This is a genomic window from Streptomyces sp. NPDC048057 (assembly GCF_040653095.1).
Taxonomy (GTDB): domain Bacteria; phylum Actinomycetota; class Actinomycetes; order Streptomycetales; family Streptomycetaceae; genus Streptomyces.
Genome location: NZ_JBEZNF010000024.1, coordinates 126,054 through 145,896, shown reverse-complemented (window position 1 = coordinate 145,896; position 19,843 = coordinate 126,054). Strand labels below are relative to the sequence as shown.

Below are 19,843 nucleotides of genomic sequence, written 5' to 3'. Positions count from 1 at the left end.
TGGATGAGGTCCTCGGCCTGTTCGGGGGTGAGGATGAACCCCTTCCCCAGCACGTTCGACCCCTGGAACGACCTGCCCTTGTTCGCTACCAGACGGTACGGCCGCCCCGAAACCCGAGACCGCGGATCAAGCGACGAAGTGATACCCCGGACCGCGACGCCGTCCAGCACCCGAGTGGCTTCCGCACCCAAACCCGGCTTGGTGGTCCACACAGCGCAGTACTCCAGCGCCGCAGACCGCGAAGGCCAGCGAGCGCTCTTTACTGCTCGGCGTACCTCGATGCCGTCGTCGAGTAGCTGGTCAAGGCCGACCTCCCTAGTGTCGCCCTGGGCAAGGGTGTTGGTAGCGATCAGGCCCGTCTGGCCGCGCTCGCTGAGCAACTGGTGGGCCCGGAGCTCGAAGTATGCGACGAGGTCCGCGCTACCTCGCTGCCCTCGCCCCAGCCCAAGCACGAGGTACTCGCGGTATGCCTGCCCGAGCGCCCCCGTCAGTTTCTGGCCGCCGAGGAAAGGAGGGTTGCCGATGATGGCATCGAAGCCGCTCTGGTCCGGCTCGAAGACCTCGGGGAAGACCAGAGGCCAGTGCACGGGGAGGCGAACGAAGCCGTCTGTGGGGAGATCCTTGCTCAGCCAGTCCAGAGCACGCCTCCGCGCGTCGTGAATCACGGGGTCGGAGTCCCGAACCGACTCCGAGGCGACCATGCCAGCCAGCTCCGCAGCCTGGATGTAAGTAGCGCTCTGCAATGAGTCCCCGCCACCCGCTGAGGCGAGACCAGCCCCCGTCGTGAGGTCGCCGATCAGCCGCAGGCGTTGCAGGTGTTCGTTGGTGGCCGCGAGCAGGCGCCGCTTCTCATCCAGGTCGGCAATGGTGTCGCTCTGGATTCCGGCGATGGCCTGCCGGTTGTCTGCCGCGCCGTGGACACGAGCACGCGCACGCTCGGTCCACCCCTCCTCGAAGGCTCCCCGGTGGAGTTTGCGGCCCGCCTTCGGATCGAGATGGACGCTCTCGATCTGCTCCAGGTTGGCGATACCCAGCAGCGAGTCCCCCGCCACCAACCGGTCGTCCAGAAACGTGAACGGCCGTCCCGGGTCCATGGAGATCAGCCAGAGCGACAGCTTGGCCATCTCCACCGCCATGGGGTTGATGTCCACCCCGTACAGGCAGTGCTCGATGATCAGACGCCGGGCGCGGACCATCACCGGGTCACTCTCCGCGTCCGCCGCCGTCATCGCGCCTGCTTGGTCGCGGTGGCTGCCACGGAAGGCCAGGGCCTCCTCGTCCTCGGCCTCGACCCAGGCGTCGACCAGACGGTCCGCGAGGTAGCGGCACGCGGCGACCAGGAAGGCGGCCGAACCCATCGCGATGTCAGCGACCTTGAGCTTCAGGATGTCGTCCGCGCCAATGAGCTTCCACTGCTTGTCGTCCGCCGTCTGGAGCGGGCCCGGATGGTAGACGAGTGGCTCCAGTGCTCCCACGGCGACCTGCTGGGCCAGGACACGCGGCGTGTAGTGGGTGCCGGTGTTCTTGCGGAGGCGGGACTCCGTGACGTACAAGCCGTCCTCCGGGATCACCACCGGCAGACCGCGAAGGTCGTCGCGGAGGAGGCCGTGGAAGGGGAGGATGCGCTCGGCCAGGTCGCGGTCGTTCTCGGTCACCGCGAGCAGGCGGTGAACGGCCTTGCCTCGCGCCTGGTCGTCGCCGGTGGCGAGCAGCTTCTCCATCTTCGACGCTGCGGCCGGCGGCCTGGGGTCTTTCAAGTGCTCGTGCAGCTTCTTCGACAGGCCCGGGAGGTTGGGCTTCTGGCCGGGGACCGCGCGTGCGCCCACTCCGAACGGGGCGGCCAGTTCCTCCAGTTCGGTCAGGCTCACCTCGTGTTCCAGGCCGGGCTTGCCGATGAGCCCGAGCACGGTGTCCTGGGCGCGCTTGCCGTCGTACGAGAGGAGGCCCTCGTAGACGTAGCCGATCTGCTCGACGTCAAGGGCGCGGAAGGTCAGCCGGCGCCGCTCCCTGTTGACGACGACGAACTGCACCGCGTCGAGGACGTGCAAGACGGTGCGGTCGTCGATCGGGAGGAGAGAGGTGTGGCCGTCAGCGGCCCGCGTGGCGTCGTCGCCCGTGGCGTCCGCGCCCTCCGGCACTGCCTCCAGCCAGGGGAAGCGCTTCGGGTCGAAGATCGAGCCGTCGTATGCGGGCAACGTGAGAAGCGGGTGGTCCACTCCGCCATGGACGGCGTGGAAGAGGGCGATCAGCCGGTGCCAGGCGGCGGTGGTGTGGTCCAGGGAGTCCTCGCCGTCAGCACGGCGGCGTTTGTCCAGCGTCTCGTACAGTCGCCCGGCCGAGTACGCCTCCGCGTAAAGCTCGTTGTCAGCGGGCAGCAGGCCCCGTTCCTCGGCAAAGAGGAGGAAGACGACGCGCATCATGACCGCGACGGCGCCCCGGTAGACCTCGCTCGCCGGTACGCCTGACAATCCCTTGCCGCCGCGTTTGACCATCCGGGCCTCGGCGCGGCCGATGGAGTCCACCAGGAGTTCGACGGCCTGACGGACCTGGATGCCGAGCGCCTCGGTGACGTCTTCCTGACCGTCCAGGCTCTCGCGCAGCAGCGCAGGGAGCAGTTCGTCCACCGGGCGTCCGAAGAACCGGCCGCGGCGGAGGAGGGACACCCAGGCGCGGACCGCCACCAGGTCGGCCGCCTCGTTCCAGGCGATGGTGTCGAAGGTGGCGCTCGTCGTGACGCCGCCGGGCGGTGCCCAGACCAGGGACCACCAACGGCCGTCGGTGACCAGGCCCAGCTCGACGCCATGGTGGCGCAGGACGTGGGCGAGCCGGTCGACTCCGCTCGCCGCCCAGGAGTCGTCCCTGATACGGCGGGTCGGCACGGTGTCGGGCGGGAGGACCAGGCCGAGGATCGGTACGTGCTGGGCGGTGCCAGCAGTATCCGGTTCGGCGGTGGGGTCGGTTCCGGGACGGACGAGGGCGAAGTCGGGGCGAACGGTGGTGTCGGACCCGGGCGGGCTGACGGCGAAGCGGTCCAGCAGCGTGTCGTCCTCGGCCAGGCTTTCGCCGCTGTCGCCGAACTGTCCGGCGCTCTCCCGCAGATGCAGGGCGTCGTCCCATTCCAGCAGGGTGCGCAGCTGGAAGCCGATCCAGTCGAGGCGGCCGGCGCCCTTGCGGTCGTCCTGCCAGATGCCGTGGTGGAGGCGGATGTCAGCGCGGCGCCCGCTGGGCACGCCTTCCAGCTGTGGCCAGCTGCGCAGCAGGACCGGCAAGGTGAGGAACGGGCCGGACACCTCGACGAGGTTCAGCCAGTCCAGGTGCTGCTGCTTGCCGTCGGACGCCTTCGCGGCACGGATTGCGGCGGCGGAGGGACGGCGGCTTCCGGAGCGCGGCGCGGAACTCATCAGTATGCCTCCTTGGCGGGGATGACGAAGACGACGGCGACAGGGAAGAGATGGTCCTGCGGCTCGCGGTAGCGGGCGGCGATCGCGGCGAGTTCGCGCTGGCGTTCGTCCTCCACGCCGTCGAGCCGGGCCCGCCAACGTTTGCGGTCGTCGGCGAGCTGGCGGCGTTCGTCGGGATCCTTCAGCTCGTCCAGGCCGAAGAGCGTGTCCATCCCGCCCGTCGGGGAGGCCGCCGTGGCGGAGGAGGTCTCGCCGAGCCGGTTCCGCAGAGTGCGCTGGAGACGGTCGAGGGTGGCGTTGATGCGCTGCTCCTCATCGGCCTGGCGCTCGGCCAGCCGGTCCATCAGGGACACCTTGCGTTCCTTGCCGCGCGCGTCGACAGACTGGGTGAGGCCCTCGTACGTCTTCGGCCAGCTCTGCTGGAGCCGGTGGAGCAGGCGCTCCTTGGCGGGGCGGCCCTCAGTGAGCGCTCGGTCCAGGATCGAGGCGACCGCCTCTACTCCGCGCAGCCGACGCTGCCAGCCGTTGTCGCCGAGCCAGCCACCCGCGTGCAGGATCTCCTCATGGAGGCGCTGCCCGTCCGTGCCGACCAGCACGAAGCGGGCGTACGCGCCGACGAACGTGGTCTCCAGGGCGGGGTCGTCGCTGACGACGGCCGTAATCCGGCGCAGGTCGACGTTGTCCGCGTTCCAGACGGCCGCGCGCAGCAGCCGCGTCGACATGGCTACCAGCGGATGGTTCAGATGGGCCAGCACGATGTCGGGGCGCCCCGAAGCTGCCCGCGCATCGAAGGTGACCGGGCGAAGGACGTCGGGGCGAAGCTTGTCGGGCAGGCCGCGGGTGGCGCGCTCCCACGAGCCGGTCAGCGGGGGCACGGTGTACAGGCCCTGCCGAAAGTCGTCCTCGGACGGCGCGTTCTCGTCGAGGCACGATACGAGGGGCTGCTGGCGGGCCAGGTTCAGCGCGGTGTTCACCACGCGGGCGACCCGGTCCGGGGTGATGCCGAGTTCCACGGTCGTCTGCTTCAGCTGGGCGCTGAGCCGCCGCACCTGCTCAGTGACGTTCTGTTCGGCGTCCACCTTGCCGCCCGTGGGACGACCCTTGATCTTCTTCGCTCGGGCGTGCTCGATGTCGAAGTCGCTGAGCTGGCCCGTCATCCGCAGCTGTACCTTCTCGGCGAGTACGGCGTTGACCTCGCCGAGGTCCTCCTCCATCTGCGCGACCTTCCGCGCGATGCGGGCGAGGAACTCCAGGTCGGCCTCGTACACGTCCGTCCTGGCCTTGTCCCAGGCGGCGCCGACGAAGTGCATGATCTGCGGGTTGTATCGCTGGCCGTAGCGATCGATGCGGCCGATGCGCTGTTCGAGCTTGTTGGGGTTGAACGGGATGTCGTAGTTGATCAAATGTCGACAATGATCTTGGAGGTCGATTCCCTCGCTTGCGGCGTCGGTGGCGATGAGGATGCGTACCGTGCCCTCGGGGCTGGTGGGCTGTTCCTGGAAGGCGAGCCGGATCTGCTCGCGCTCGTCGGCATTCTTCCCGCCGTGGAGGGTGCGGACGCGGCCCTCCTGGGCTAGGCCCTCCTGCTGGAGCAGGTTCAGCAGCCAGTCTTGGGTGTCGCGGTACTCGGTGAACACGACGACCCGCTCGTTCCCCCAGGTCCCGCCGGTGAGGCAGATGGCTTTGAGGGTCTTGACGAGCTCCTTGGCCTTGGCGTCAGGGGACGCCTGGTGGGCCTGGCCCCAGCGGGCCATCCGCTCCAGCAGCTCGGCCTCTTCCTCGGAAGATCCCGGGGTGACCGTGGCGGCGCGGGTGATCGCGTCGTGCTCGGCCTCGGCCAGCTCCTCGTCGTCGAGCTCGGCGGCGTAGTCCTCGTACTGCGTGATCCACAGCGGGGTCTCGACCGGGGCCGGAACCTCCTTTTGTCCGCCTGACTTCGCCTTGGCGCGTACCGATTCGAGGTGGACGCCGACGGTGTGCGCGAAGGCGGCGGGAGAGGAGAACAGCCGCTTCTTCAGCAGCAGGGTGACCAGGTCGACGGCCTTCCGGCCGCCGCGCCGGTCGGGTGTGACCCGCTTCTTGCGCAGTTCTGCGTAGCGGGTGAGGAGGGCGTGGATCTCGCGCTCGGTGTCGGGGTACTCGACAGGCAGCGCCTTCGACTCGCGGACGTGGAAGCGGGGGTTGCCCTCCTCGTCGGTCACGGAGGTCTTCAGACGTCGTACGACGGTGTCGTCGAGGGCGGCCTTGTCCGGCTCGCCGCCGCGGAAGAAGCGCTGGTTGTCGATGAGTTCCAGCAGGGCGGTGTACGACTCCTGGTAGCCGTTGTGCGGGGTGGCGGAGAGGAAGAGCCGGTGCTCGAAGTGGGGGGCCAGGCGCCGGATCAGCTTGGTCTGCTGGGAGTCGACGGCGTAGATCTGCTTGGGCGCGCTCGGGGCGACATGGTGTGCCTCGTCCAGGATCAGCAGATCGAAGGTACGGCGCCCGGGGCGGCCCGGCAGCTCCGTCGACCCTCCCGGGGGTAGCACCTCGTCGATAAGCCGCTGCGCCTTGGGCGTGCGCAGCCAGGGGAGGCTGACGATGGTCAAGGGGAACACTCGGAACGGGTTGGCGGCGCTGCTGTGCGTGCGGCGCAGTTCGGCGCAGCAGGCAGAGTCGACCACGGTGAAGTCGAGGCCGAACTTGTCGGCCATTTCGTCGCGCCACTTGAGGGTGAGCCCCGCTGGGCAGATAACCATGACGCGATGGGCCCGGCCGCGCAGCCGCAGCTCCTCGGCGACCAGTCCGGCCTCCACGGTCTTGCCGAGACCGACATCGTCGGCGAGCAGCAGATTGACGCGGGGGGCGCCGACGGCGCGAGCGACCGGTTCCAGCTGGTACGGCTCGATGGCCACCCCTGATCGGAAGGGGGCCTGGAGCGTCTTCACGTCAGCGGAAGCGACTGCGGACCAGCGGACGGCGTCGAGGAAGGCCGCGAGCTGCTCCGGCGGGTCGAACGCTCCGGTGGAGGCGTCGGGAAGGGAGCCGGCGGGGAGGACGCGGCGCCCCGGTTCGACCTCCCATATCACGGAGAGGGTGTCGCCGTAGCGGCCATCGGCAACAGACTGTAGATGCACCACGGTGACATCGCCAGCCGGGGCGGCCTCGACTCCGGACACCACCCAGTTCTGGCCGCGCACCTGGACGAGAGCATTCTCCTTCGGCGGCGCGACGATTGCGGAGGCTTCGGAAGTACGGGTGGTTCCGGGCATGCGGACATCCTCCACTATCACTATCGGCGAGACGGCGGTGCCTACCGGAGTGCCTCATATTGACGAGCGATTCGTTCGTTGACCTAGATCACATACTTTCTCTCCTGGTTGTGGACGGGGCGTCGGCGAGTCACTGCGGGAGGCGGAGCGCGCGGGTCAGTCTGCCCAGGCGGCTGACCAGACGCTCCACCTCGGCATGGGCGGGATGGTCGGGAGGCAGCGCGGTCCGTTGGTCGTCGGCGAGGTGGCGCAGAGCCTCCAGGGCTTCACCGGCCGAGCCTGAGCCCGCCAGGAGGGTGGCGATGTCCCGGCGGGTCTCCAACACCTCCGGACCCAGCGGGGGAAGCACCTCCTTCTGGAGACCGAGTGCCTCGCGAAGCTCCAGGAGGGCGGCGGAGTTGTGCCCGAGCCGGCCAAGGCAGCGGGCCGCCATCACCCGGCAAGCCGCGAGGTCCGCGTCCGGCGCGGAACGGGTCGACACGAGGGTTTCCGCGAGCTCCAGGCAGCCCTCGCGTGCCGCTTGCAGTTCCTGCCCTTCGAACTGCAACCGGAGGATGGCCAGTCGGCGGGAGACGACCTCCGGATGGGAGGAGTCGAAACGGGGCAGCACCTCGTTGAGATCCCTGCCCAGCAGCTCCAGTGCCTGTGACAACCGTCCCTCTGCCGCAAGGCGTTGCGCGCGCTCGCGCAGGTCCGCCGACTCCGCGGGCGACCCGGCGCCGGAGGTGGACGGCGGTTGCGCTGGCCGAACGGAAGGTTGTGCAGTTGCGAGCGGGGCCGGGGCGTGCTCCGGAACGGAGGCGTGTGCTTTGTCCGAAGGAGGATCGTTCGGAAGGTCGCTGCCATCGTGCGGCAGGCGCGCGGTGGCCTTGCCGGGCCTCGGCGTTCCACCGCGGGCGGCCTTCGGCACCGCCTGCTCGGCCCAGGGCGCGAGGGCCTCCCGGACTTCGGCTGCGTCCGCCGGCCGGTCCTCCGGGCGCTTCGCAAGTAAGCGGGAGACCAGCTCGCACAGTTCGGCTGGTGCGTCGTCACGCAGCCGTCCCAGTGGTACTGGAGTATCGGCGATGTGCTGGACCACCAGGGCCAGCGGCTCGTCGGCCGTGAACGGCGGTCGTCCGCCGAGTATCTCGTACAGCACGCACCCCAATGCGTACAGATCACTGAGGGGAGTGGCCGCCTGCCCCTTGCCTTGCTCTGGAGAGATGAAGCCCGGAGTCCCGGCCACCATGCCCGCATCGGTCAACCGTGGCCCGTCCGGTGGTTGCAGGGCGGTGGCGATACCGAAGTCGAGGACGCGTACCGTACCGTCTGTCGTGAGCATCACGTTGCGGGGCGTCAGATCCCGGTGGACGAAGCCGCGTCCGTGAGCCTGGACCAGCACGGAGCACACCTGGGCGCCCACCGCGGCGGCCCACTCCACGGGAAAGGGGCCGCGCTGGGCCACCAACCGGTCCAGCGTGTGTCCGTACACGCGCTGCATGACCAGATAGAGCCGACTCGCTCGATGGGTGCCTGCATCATGGATGACCGGTACGTACGGATGCTCCAGCTTGGCCATCAGTCGTGCTTCTCTGGTGAAGCGGACGACGGCGGGGTCCTGCGGATCGAGCCTGCGCGGCATCTTGGAGACAGCCGTCCGTGGCGTCAGCAGTTTCACCGCCACAGACCGGTCCAGCCGCTGATCGTACGACGCCCATACCTCGCCCATGCCACCTCTGCCGAGCAGCTCCGCCAGCTCGTAGCGGCCGTCGATCAGTTCGCCCCTCGTCAGGTGCTGGTCCCTCATCGCCTTGCACGCGCCCTTTTGTCGCCCCGGGTTGCCGGTGGTCGCGGAGAGGCCGAGCCATACGGGGCCTCCCCAAGGTGTGTACGCACCCGGTCCGCCCCGAACCATCACGGTGGGTGCATGGTCGCTAACGATCCTAGGTCAGCACGAGAGGACCGGGGAGCGGACGAGTAAATCGAAACTCTCGAAGCTACCGAATCCTTCACCAGCGCCCCGCTACACAAGAGTCCCCTGCCCTCAGGAGCGGTGTACGACGTGAACCGAGGACGCCGGACGCCCCCATGCCGTGCCCGCCGCTGCCACGGGAATGGCCACAGGCCGACACACGTCCGTGGCATTTTCGGCCACCCACCGACGGCGCCCGTACGCGCCGCGTAACCTCACGGGCATGGGGGCATCAGCATCCGGCGCAGGTCAGGACGCCGACGAGGAGGCGCGGCGGCGGCTGAACGCGTACACGTACCTCAGCGCGCCCGAGCGGCTGGAGCACGTCGCGATCATGCGGGTCTTCTGCGGAACGTTGCTGGCGGATCTCGCCGTCCCGGACATCATGGCGAAACTGCGCCAGGCCGGTGCTTCCGCCGCAGGACTCGACGCCGACACCCTCACGGTCCGGCTGGAACAGCTGGTTCAGTGGGGAAACCTGCTCCGCAGCAGCCACACGGTGAACGCGTCCAGCATCAGCGAGTACCAGCGTTCCCGCTCGCGCTATCAGCTGTCGAAACTGGGCGAACGTATCCAGCGGGACGCCGACGGGGTCCTGGCCGAGGCCGACGCCGCCCGCGAGGTGAGTAACGAACTGCTGGCACTGGTCGAGCGCGGACTGCGGGAGCTGGCCGACCTCGTGACCGCGCCGGGCGGCGTGGAGCCGCAGGACGGACTGGAGCGGATCAGTACGCTGTTCGTGCAGTTCACCGAGTTCGCGGACTCCATACGGGACTTCTACGCCTATCTCGGCCAGGTGCTGTCCCGCTACGACCTGGACAGCGCCGAGTACCAGGGCTTCAAGGAGCTGCTCCTGGACTACGTCGAGGCGATCACGGAGGACGTGGCGTTCCGCGCGCCCCGGATCTCGGCGGCGTTGGACACCCTGTGGCCGCACATCCCGGCTCTGCTGGACCGGCTCGACTCCCACGCTCAGGGGCTCACCGGGCTCTCGGCGCAGGAGCAGGAGCAGGGCGAAAGCCGCCCTGAGGTCCGGATCCAGCGCAGCCGAGGCCGCGAATTCGCGGACTGGGAGGGCCTGCGCGGCTGGTTCAGCAACACCGACGGCCAGGGCAGCCAGGTCGACCAGCTACGCGACGCCACTCTGCGCGCGTTGCAGTCGCTGCTCGCCAACGCCAAGCGGATGCTGCGGTCAGCCACCGGGGAGATGTCCCGGCGCAAGGATCTGTTGCGGCTGGCCCGCTGGTTCGACGAAGCGGCGCCGCAGGACGCACACGACATCGCCGTCGCCGCCTTCGGGCTGTACGGCGCCCGCCATCTGGGCATACCTCCGGCCACCGACGAGGTGGTGCCCGCCTACACGAGCTGGTGGACCGGTCCAGTGGTCGAGGTGCCGGTTGCCCTACGCGAAAGAGGCAGCCGGGCCCAGCGGGGCCGGGCCTCAGCGGTGGAGGACCACTCCGCGCAGAAGCAGCTGCTGAGGGAGGCCGCACGGCAGAGGGCAGCGGCCAGAGCAGCGGCGGCGGACGAACTGCGCAGCGCATCCGGTCGGTTCGCCGAGGTACGCCTCACGTCAGCGGCACTCAGCCTGCTCCTGGAGCTGCTGGCCACAGCGCTCGGAAACGCACAGCTCAGCAGGCCCGTCAGCACGGACGGGGAGAGGACGGCGGGGTTCGACCTCGACTCGGCCAGCAGTGAAGACGCCGAACTGCGTATCCGCCTCACCGTGCGCCGGACGGCGGGCACGCGAACGGTGCTGTACTCGGCCGACGGCGACCTGCTGCTGGACGACCTGGAGCTGGACATCGGCCGCACCTCCGCCGCGGTCGACGGCGCAGCGGAGGCCGAGGTGAGCGTGTCGTGACCCTCCCCTCGGCTCACGACGTGGCCCTGGCAGCCGAGCGCCGTAGCGCAGCCCGGTTGCTGCTCGCTCACCCGCTGGTCGCGTCGGACGGACCCCACGCCGACCTCTTCCCGCTGATCCGCAGGCACGCCGACTGGCTGGGCAAACGGTTCCAGCAGGTGCTCGGCTACCGCCTGCTGGTCGACAGCTCCTACGCCCGGCTGTTCAAGGCGGGGCTGGGGGCAGGTTCGGGTCATCGGCTGGAGCGCTCCACCAGCACCCCGTTCACCCCACACACGTATGCCTGCCTCGCGCTGGCCCTGTCCGTGCTGGTGACCGCGCCCGAGCAGATGCTGCTGTCACACCTGGTCGCCGATATCAGGGCCGCCGCAGCCGACGCCGGGATCGAGCTGGAGGAAACGGGCCGGGCGGCCGGGAAGCGGACCCTGGTCGCGGCACTGCGTCAACTCGTCGACTGGGGCGTGCTCATCGAGACCGAGGGCCAAGTGGCCGCGCTTGCGCAGGAGGCGGGCGGAGAAGCCCTGATCACGATAGATCGGGAGCTGGCACGTGTGGTCGTCGCCGGTCCGCTCTCCCAGGCACGGGACGGCGCCGATCTGGTCCGGCGGGCAGCGGACCCGGGCTTCGGTGGACCACGCACCTATGTGCGCCGGATGCTCGTCGAGACACCCGTCGTCCACCTCGACGAGCTGACGGACGCCGAGCGGGACTGGCTGCGTACCCGGCAGCGCCGGGAGGCCCAGGCTTTCTCCGAACTCCTGGGCCTGGAGATGGAGATCCGTGCCGAGGGCGTGGCGCTGGTGGACCCCGAGGAGGAGCTCACGGATCTGCAGCTGCCGGGCACCGGGACCGTCGCACAGGCCGCGCTGCTGCTGGCGGAACGGCTCGTGGAACGGCTTCGGCCGCAGGAGCCAGGGCATCCGGCGACCGGCGGGACGCTCGTGATCGGGGTGGCTGTCCCGGACGGCCTGGTGGATGAGGTGCTGGGCGGGCTGATCGCCGAGTTCGGGCAGCGCAGCAACTGGCAACGGGGCTACCTGGAGGACCTTCCCTCCCTGCGAGAGGCCGTACTGGACCTGCTGGTCCGCATGCGGCTGTTGGCCCGTGCGGGCCGGCTGCGCGCCGAGGGCGAAGGACTGCCGGAGGGGTACGTCGAAGAGGCGTCGGAAGGACGCACGGTGACCGATGTCCATGGTGCACGGCCCGGCGGCGACGGCTGGGTGCTGCTGGCCGCGGCGGCCCGCTACGCCACCCACGTCACGGTGCGCCCGGCCACCGCAGTCGGCAAAGGCACGGACGTTCAAGAGGAGTTGCCGCTATGACCACCGACGCGCGTGGCCTCGTTCCGCTGCCGCGTTCCGGCTCCGCGACAACCGCCGGTCCCACAACGACCAGCGGCACCCGCTTCCGGCTGCACCGGGCGGGCATCCAGAACGTCTGGCAGTACGACGAGCAGGAGTTCTCCTTCGGCGACGGCCGGCTGCTGCTGCGCGGCAAGAACGGCGCGGGCAAGTCCAAGGCCCTGGAGATGTTGCTCCCGTATCTTCTGGACGGCGACTCCCGGGCACTGGACGCGACCGGCACCGGCCGCACCACGCTCGCCTGGCTGATGCTGGACGGGTTCGAGCAGACCAACCGTCTCGGGTATCTGTGGGTGGAGTTCCGGGGCACGGCCGACGACGGCGGTCACCGCCACCTGACGCTCGGTGCGGCCATCCGTGCTTCGAAGTCGACGCAGAAGGCGCTGCCGACGTTCTTCGTCACCGAGCTGCGGATCGGTGAGGACCTGCACCTGGTCGAGGCCGGTAAGCCGCTGCCGGTCGACCGGCTCAAGGAGATCGTCGGCTCCGACAACACGACCGACCGTGCGGTCCAGCACCGTGCGCGTGTGGCCCGGGAGCTGTTCGGCATCACCGACGCGACGCGCTACCGCAACCTCACCCAGCTCCTCCACCGTCTGCGGCGCCCGACGGTCGGCGACCGGATCGAACACGGGGGCCTGGTCTCCCTGCTGAGCGAGACCCTGCCGGGGCTCGACGAGGACGTGGTCGAGAAGGTGGCACGCAACCTCCACGACCTCGACGCCGTACGGGACGAACTCGGCCGCCTGGAACGCACGGACGCGGCCTTGCGCACGTTCCTCACCAGTTACCGCGGCTACTTGGCCGGGGTCCTGCGCACCTCCGCCCAGAAAGTGAGCTACGAGCTGGGCGTTCTCGCACAGCGGCGCCGGGCGGCCGGAGACGCCGCACAGCGGACGAGCGACCTGAGGACGCAGGAGGCGGAGTCGGAGGGCCGACTGGAGACCCTGCGCGAGGAGGAACAGGCCGCCCGGACCGACCTGGCCGCCCTGCACGCCAGTCACGCCTACCGCAGCCTGCGCGAACTGTCGGAGCGCCGCGGCACCGTGGAGGCGCTGCACACCGCCGCCGCTGCCGCGTTCACCACCTTGCGCAACGCCCACGACGCGGAGGAGGGCTCGGCGGAGCGGCTGGCCGAAGGCGTCGAACACCTCGGAAGCCGGCTGGCCGAGCTGGGAACCGAACACCGGGAGCTGCTGACGCAGGCGGAGAAGGCCGGGCTTCCCACCGGCCATCTCGGCGAGGCGGTGGCTCTGCCACGCACGGTTCTCGCCCAGGCCACCGAGACCGAGTTGACGACTCCGGACGGGGAGACGCGCACCGTACGGCACCGGTCGGTGTCCCGTGTGGACACGGTCACGGCGCAGGAAGGGCTGCGGTCCTGGCAGAACCAGTTGGAGGACGCCGAGGCGGTCGCGAGAAACCGGGCCCGGATGGTTCAGGAGGTGAACCGCCTCATCTCACGGGCAGACGAAGCTCGGGCCGCGGCGGCTCAGGCCGATATCGAGCGGGAACGGCTGGAGGGCGAGGTGGAAGAGGCCGCCAGCCATCTGGAGGGCAGCCGTCAGAAGGTCGCCGAGGAGAGCGGTGCCTACTCCCGTCAAGTCGCCGAGTGGGCGGTCCGCACTCGGACTGCGCTGGGTCCCGAGTGCCCGTCGCTGGACGCCGTCCACGCCACCGTCGGCCACGAGACCTCTACCGACGCGCCCTTCGCGGACCGCACGCTGCCGCCCGACATCGACAGCCAAGCGTGGCGGACAGCTCAGACCGCGTTGGAGCCGTACGGCGAGGAACTCACCGGACGCCGGGACGCCCTGGCACTCGCCGTCAACCGGCTCGGCGAGGAACTCGACCACCTGGCGGAACAGAAGCGGGACTGGGAGCAACGTACCGACCCCGAGCCGCCGGTCCCGCACCATCGCGCCGCCGCGAGGACGCCGGGCAGCGGAGCCCCCTTCTACCGGCTCGTGGACTTCGTGGACGACCTGGCTCCGGCCGAACGGGCTGGACTGGAAGGGGCGTTGGAGGCAAGCGGGATCCTGGACGCGTGGGTGAGTGCGGACGGCGTCCTGCTCGATCCGCGCACCCGGGACACCCTTCTCCAGCCGGGTCCCGTGCCGTCCGACGGGCGGACTCTCGCCTCGGCCCTGCGCCCAGCCCCTGAACCGGGTTGCGGCGTCACGGCCGAGCAGGTGGGGGGTCTCCTGGCCACCATCGCACTCGCATCGGCACAGGAGACCTCCGCGTACAACGCGGTCTTCTACGACGGCAGTTGGCGTCTGGGCGTGCTCAGCGGTCGTCATGACAAGGGCGACACCGAGTACGTGGGGGCCGCCGTACGCGCCGAGACTCGGCGGCGCATCCTTGCCGAGCTGGAGGAGCGGATCGCGCATACGGAACAGCGGCTGGCCGATGTCCGCGAGGAGCTCACCGTAGCCGATGCCATGCGTCGGGCTCTCACGCTCGCGGAACGGGACTTCCCCAGGGCGCGCAGTCTCGCGGACGCCTGGAGCAGGGTCGAATCAGCCGAGCGGACGCTGCGCGACCTGACAGCCAAGGCAACCCGGGCGGCGCGGCTTGCCGAGGAGGCACGCGCCCTCGCGGTATCGGCGCGTACCCAGGCGGATGCCACTGCGACTGCCCATGACCTGCCCGGCGACCCCGCCGCCCTGGACCGCGTGCGCACCGCGCTGGCCGGCCTGCTCAGCGGTGTCGGGCATCTGCGCAGGGCCGTCGGCGGCACGGGCGAGCGGCTCGGTACGAACCAGGCCGATGCCGACCGGTACGAGCGCACCCGAGAGGATCGCCTGGCCGCGGAGGAGGATTACCGGCTCCACCTCGCCGGGCTGCGCACCGCTGAGCAGGACCTGCGCACCCGTGAGGAGGCCATCGGGTCGTCCGAGGCGGAGATCCTCTCCCGCGAGCAGGACGCCAAGCAGCGCATCACGAACGCCGTCCAAGCGCTCCCGGCGGCACAACGCGCCCGCGACGATTTCCACGACCTGCGCGTGCGCGCGGAAGAGGACGAGAAGCGTCTGCGCGGGACCCTCGGGGACCAGGAGACGACCGTCATCGAGACCGGCAGCGCTCTGCGCGGTGCGCTCGGCCGACCCGAAGTGGTGCTTGGCGCCGGGCTCGATCGATCCTCGCTGCCCGAGTACATGTCGGACGATCCCAGCGTGGACGTCCGCAGCCGTCTGCGCGCGCTACGGGCCCTCGCCGAGGCCGTAGAGCAGGCCCTCGGCCGCCCGAAGGGCGAGGTGTCGGACAGCACCCTGCTCAACCGCCACACCGATCTGCGCGACCAACTGGCCGGCGGATTCGACGCGCAGCTGGAGGAGCGCGACGGGATCAAGGTGTGCCGCCTGGTCGACGACCACGGGTCCCATGACGTCGCGGCCGTGGGCGAGCGGATCGCGCTCCAGGCAGCGGAGGCCCGAGGGCGGCTCACCGAGCGCGAACGTGAGGTCTTCCAGCGGTTCCTGACCGGCGAGCTAGGCGACCACCTCTCGGCACAGGTCATCACCGCGGCGAACCTGGTCGCGGCTCTCAACGACACCCTGCGGACCGTGCGCACCTCCCACGGCCTCGGCGTCGAGCTGCTGTGGAAGCTGCACGAGGACGTGGACGCCGACGTACGTGCGGCCGTCGAGCTGCTGCGCAGTCCGTCGAGCCTCAGGACGCGCGACCAGACCGAGCAGCTGCGCGAGGTGCTGCAACGCCGGATCGAGGACGCCCGCCGTGCCGACCCGTCAGCCGCTTACGCCGCCCATCTGCGGACCGCGCTGGACTACCGCGACTGGTTCCGCTTCCACACCTTCGTGGTCGAGGACGCGGCCCCGGGCCGCCGTCGGAAACTGACCGGCCGGACCGGTCTCAGCCAGGGCGAACAACGCGTGCTCTCCTACCTCGTGCTCTTCGCCGCAGCTGCCGCCCACTTCACCAGCCTCGCCGAGTCGGCACCGCACGCGCCGCGGCTGATCCTCCTGGACGACGCCTTCGCGAAGGTCGACGAACCCACCCATGGCCGGCTGGGCCGTATCCTCGTCGACCTCGATCTCGACTTCGTCCTCACCAGCGAGCGGCTCATGGGCAACTGGCCTGAGGTTCCGTCCCTGCACATCTACGAGTGCCTCCGTGATCCCCACGTACGCGGGGTGGCCACCCTGCACTACACCTGGAACGGTCGGCACCGGCGTCTGGTGTCCGTATGAGCGGGCTGCCCGCCGCAACGCGCGAATGGCTGACGGGACCTGGGCTCACCCGGCTCTGGCAGGGGGCACGCAAACGCCTGGAGAGCAACGGCGTACAGGCCACGGGTTCGCTCCGGCTGACCGCGATGAACGCCCAGGAACGCAACGACCTGTCTCTCCTGCTGGGCAAACCCCTCACAGGTGCCGCCGTGACCGTACGGCTCGACGTGCTCGACGCACGCCTACGCGCCTCGGCCGCCGGACTCGGCCTCAGACAGACCCTGGAGGAACTCGGCCCGCCACTCACCGACCGCCGTGCCGCCCGCGCGGACGTGGCGGCACGGAAGGAACAGGTGTGGTCGTCCCTTGCTTCGTCACTGGACGCCTCCCCGCTCGCCGACCAGGAATGGCCCCGGCAGTGGTACGACCTGCTGCGCCGTGCCGGTGTTCCGAGAGGAGTGACGCCCGAAGCGGCGACATGGACACTCCAGCAGGCGGTCCAGGTCCTCACCGCTCTCCTCGGGCCCGAAGGACCTGAACGCAACGGCACACGTGGCCGAGGAGAACTCGCCGCCATGACAACCGGCTCCGCGCACGGCCTGGACGACGGCACCTGGCTCGCACGCCTCGTCCAACGCGGGGTCGCCCTCGCCCATGGCACCGAGTTCCCCGACGACGCGGCCGGCCGACGCGCTCTGTGGCGGCTGGTGTCCGTCACGCCGGACGAGGTCTCCAGCACTGTGCTCACCTACGGGCTGCGGCCCGACGGCGAGGGCTGGCGGGAGCGTGCTCTGCGGGAGCGAGCCGACCATCACGCCGAAGTTCACATCACACCACGCGACCTGCATGACCTCCGACTGCGACTCCCCGCCGGAACGCCCATCCACATCTGTGAGAATCCGCGCGTGGTGGAAGCCGCGGCGGACGCGGCCTGCGCCCAACCTCTCGTGTGCACCTCCGGCAGCGCTGCCACCGTGGTCTTCACGCTCCTCGACGCCCTCGCCGCCACAGGCTGCCACTTCGCGTACCACGGCGACTTCGACTGGCCGGGGATCGCTCTGGCCAACCGGGTCATCCGCCGCTACGAAGCCCGGCCGTGGCGCATGGGCACCACGGACTACGAGCACCTGGCTGCTCGCAGTCAGGCCGAGGGCATTCCTCAACTGGCCCTCGACGGCCAGCCGGTCGACGCGGACTGGGATTCGGATCTCGCCCCTGCCATGACCGCCCTCGGCGTGGCGCTTCATGAGGAGGCGACCCTCGATCTCCTGGTGGACGACCTGTCACGCCAGACGTAGAGCGACATCGGCGTCATGCCGAACTCGCTTGGGTTGTCAGTCCTTTTCGGCATGATTGACGCCCACACCTGATACAGCGCCGTGCCCGGGGGGTCTCCGATCAGAGGGTCACGTCACGGGTGCGATGTCGACGATTGGAGTCCGATGGCCGCGGCGAAATCAAGCTCGTCTCTTCCCTTCGATTTCTTGCGTACGGTCATCGCTCAGGCGTCCGACGATTCCCCGCCTACGCGAATGGCTATCGAGGCGATACGCACGGCACCCCCGGACACGGATCGGGACGGCCTCGCCATGTCCCTGCTTACGGGACCGCTCGCAAAGTCGGCGCCCGAGTGGCTGTTGGCCATGGCGGTGGAGAGCGATCTCAATCGCGAACCGCGCCCGCACATGACGACCGATCGCATGGACTTGACCCGCGTCGCCCTCTCGCATCAAGCCTGCCCCGACGCATACAGGGCGCAAGTCCTGCAGAAGTGCACTGAGGCGCGACTCGGTGCACTTGGCCGGAGAGAGGGTGGCGTAGCACTCATCCACGCCGTCGTCGCTGAGCTCCGTCGCCGCTCGAAGACGCGCCTGGCCATCACCCCCGAGCTGCTGACGGATCCGACGCCCGCCCAGGTCGTTCTTGGTGAACACGGCCTGCACGAAGATGTGTTCGTTGCAGCCCTCGAGTGCCTCCCGCTCGGGCCGGACAAGCACGACGGCGAAGAAGACGTCGATGCGTGGATGGAGCGCCACCGCGCCGCATCCGACGCATGGGAAAGCATGTGGGACGGCGTCCTCCGGGCCCAGACCGAGCATCACCGCCGCCTGCTGGCCTGGTCCGCAAGGCATCCCGCCGCCGATCGTGTGGTGCGTGAGCACCTGCTCGGCTCTTTGCCGTGGCACGTGGAACCAGCCTTGTTGGAGGAAGTCGCGGTACACAATCTCAGGTCCTTCGAGCGTGCGGTCCTCGTCACCCGGATTTCCCGATCCTGTCGGGACGGACTGACGCCCGCGCAGGCACGGGAGCGCTACGCCGACGAATTGGCGGCCGCGTCCCAGGAGGAGCGGGACTACGTGGAACGATTCCTCGACGAGGAGATGCAGTCCGAGTACATCCAGACCATTCTCTGCCGCTCCGCCGTCAATTGGGTGGAGCGGGCAGGAAGCCAAACCTGGCGGTTCCTCCTCAAACCCGGCGAGGCCCAGCGTTGCGGCCAGCCCCGAGAATGGCTGGCGTCCCAGGAACTCGTCGCCGCCCTCGGCACTCGGTTCGCAACCATCTGCCTTTCCGCTCTGAACCTCTGGGAACCGGAACCCGCTTCGCGCTATCGGGTCGTGCGTGACCTCGGCTGGTTGCACGCACTACTCGTACATCTCCCCGAAGTCCCGGAGGAAGCGCGGCAGAAGGCGCGTCTCGTGGTTCAGGACACCGAGCGGTCCCTGTCTACTCAGTCCGGTGCACACGGCTCCCCCTCCAGCCATTCCGCGTGGGAGAAGAACCAACGGGCCAAGGAACTGATTGCCACGATCATGCCGCTCGTCACGGATCCCGTCCCTGCCTTGCCGGGCCGACGCACGGCCTCCCTCGGCAACCCGCAAAGCATCCGGTTCAAACAGCTTGCCGACGCCGACGAGGCCGTTCTCGTCGCCTACCTGGACCAGCACACGGGAAACGACGCGCTCGTCGAGGAGGCCCTGCTCTCCTTCGCCACCCGCTCCTACCGGAAGTCCCTCACCTTCGACGACGTACTGGCCCGCCACTCCGCCCCACAGCAGACTCTGCTCGACCTCACGCTGCACCTGCGCAGGCGCCTGGGCGGCGGACCCGACCTGCGTGGAAGCTGGGCCGAAATCATGCTGTCCCGGCCCGAGTGCCCTCCGGAGCTGCTCCGGCTGCTGCCTGCCTGGTCAGCGCTGAAGGCCCGTGGCCCGCGCTACGACACCACTCATCCCGCAGTCGCCGCCTACGTCACCGAGGCGCTCGGAGACAGTGACGAGGCGTGGCAACGGTTCGCGGCGAGCCCCATGTCGCACGCCGGCCCGGACGCCTGGCATCGGCTCGGGGATCTCGTCGACGCGGCAGTCGAGGGAACCGCTTGGCCGACGCCTCCACCGGCACGATGACAACAGCCCTGTCGATCAGTCTGAGCCGGGTGGGCATGAACCCCAAGGGGCGCCTCGCCAGGTACACGAAGGACGTCAATGGCAGGGTCCAGGCGACTGGCTCCGTGGGAGCCATCTGGGAGCCGAGTTGCTCCCCAAGTCCCTTCTACACCAACCGGAACCGCCCCACCCCAACGCCCTGACCAGGCGAAACACCAAACCACCCGGTGTCGATCTTGGACGAGCCTCATTCGGGACGAAGAGGTCGTGGGTTCAAATCCCGCCACCCCGACAGCTGAAATACCAGGTCAGGCCCGGTACTGAGAGATCAGTACCGGGCCTGATGTGTATTGCTGTCCCGTTCTGGGTGTCAACTGGGTGTGATCTTCAAGGTCCAGCCCCAGGTCAAGGACCCCTCTGACGTTGCCGTGTGGCTGGC

8 protein-coding genes are annotated in these 19,843 nt (G+C 69.5%); 5 read left to right on the top strand and 3 right to left on the bottom strand.

Annotated elements, in window-relative coordinates; genetic code table 11:
- The 3 genes from AB0E05_RS26860 to AB0E05_RS26850 all read right to left on the bottom strand — a co-directional run.
- Positions 1-3,401, bottom strand: a 3,401-nt coding sequence (locus AB0E05_RS26860) for a DNA methyltransferase (protein ID WP_361967937.1), incomplete at its 3' end; no start/stop codon positions are given.
- Positions 3,401-6,649 (bottom strand): DISARM system SNF2-like helicase DrmD, encoded by a 3,249-nt coding sequence (drmD, locus tag AB0E05_RS26855; protein WP_361967935.1) that lies wholly within the window; start codon positions 6,647-6,649, stop codon positions 3,401-3,403. The genes drmD and AB0E05_RS26860, both read right to left, overlap by 1 nt.
- Positions 6,650-6,779: 130 nt before the next feature.
- Positions 6,780-8,435 carry a protein kinase gene (locus AB0E05_RS26850; protein WP_361967933.1) on the bottom strand — a complete coding sequence of 552 codons (1,656 nt, stop codon included), beginning with the start codon at positions 8,433-8,435 and terminating at the stop codon, positions 6,780-6,782.
- A 388-nt stretch (positions 8,436-8,823) separates the two neighbouring features.
- Here AB0E05_RS26850 and AB0E05_RS26845 point away from each other — a divergent pair, with 388 nt between their 5' ends.
- From AB0E05_RS26845 to AB0E05_RS26825, 5 genes are all read left to right on the top strand, one after another.
- Positions 8,824-10,464 (top strand): TIGR02677 family protein, encoded by a 1,641-nt coding sequence (locus AB0E05_RS26845; RefSeq protein ID WP_361967931.1) that lies wholly within the window; start codon positions 8,824-8,826, stop codon positions 10,462-10,464.
- On the top strand, positions 10,461-11,786 hold the full coding sequence (locus AB0E05_RS26840; protein ID WP_361967929.1) for a TIGR02678 family protein: 1,326 nt from the start codon (positions 10,461-10,463) through the stop codon (positions 11,784-11,786). The genes AB0E05_RS26845 and AB0E05_RS26840 overlap by 4 nt, the downstream gene beginning before the upstream one ends.
- Positions 11,783-16,039 (top strand): TIGR02680 family protein, encoded by a 4,257-nt coding sequence (locus AB0E05_RS26835; protein WP_361967927.1) that lies wholly within the window; start codon positions 11,783-11,785, stop codon positions 16,037-16,039. Before AB0E05_RS26840 ends, AB0E05_RS26835 begins: the two co-directional genes overlap by 4 nt.
- Complete coding sequence (locus tag AB0E05_RS26830; RefSeq protein ID WP_361967925.1) at positions 16,036-17,316, top strand: TIGR02679 family protein; 1,281 nt, start codon at positions 16,036-16,038, stop codon at positions 17,314-17,316. The genes AB0E05_RS26835 and AB0E05_RS26830 overlap by 4 nt, the downstream gene beginning before the upstream one ends.
- Positions 17,317-17,550: 234 nt before the next feature.
- Positions 17,551-19,425 (top strand): hypothetical protein, encoded by a 1,875-nt coding sequence (locus tag AB0E05_RS26825; protein ID WP_361967923.1) that lies wholly within the window; start codon positions 17,551-17,553, stop codon positions 19,423-19,425.
- Positions 19,426-19,843: the final 418 nt, after the last annotated feature.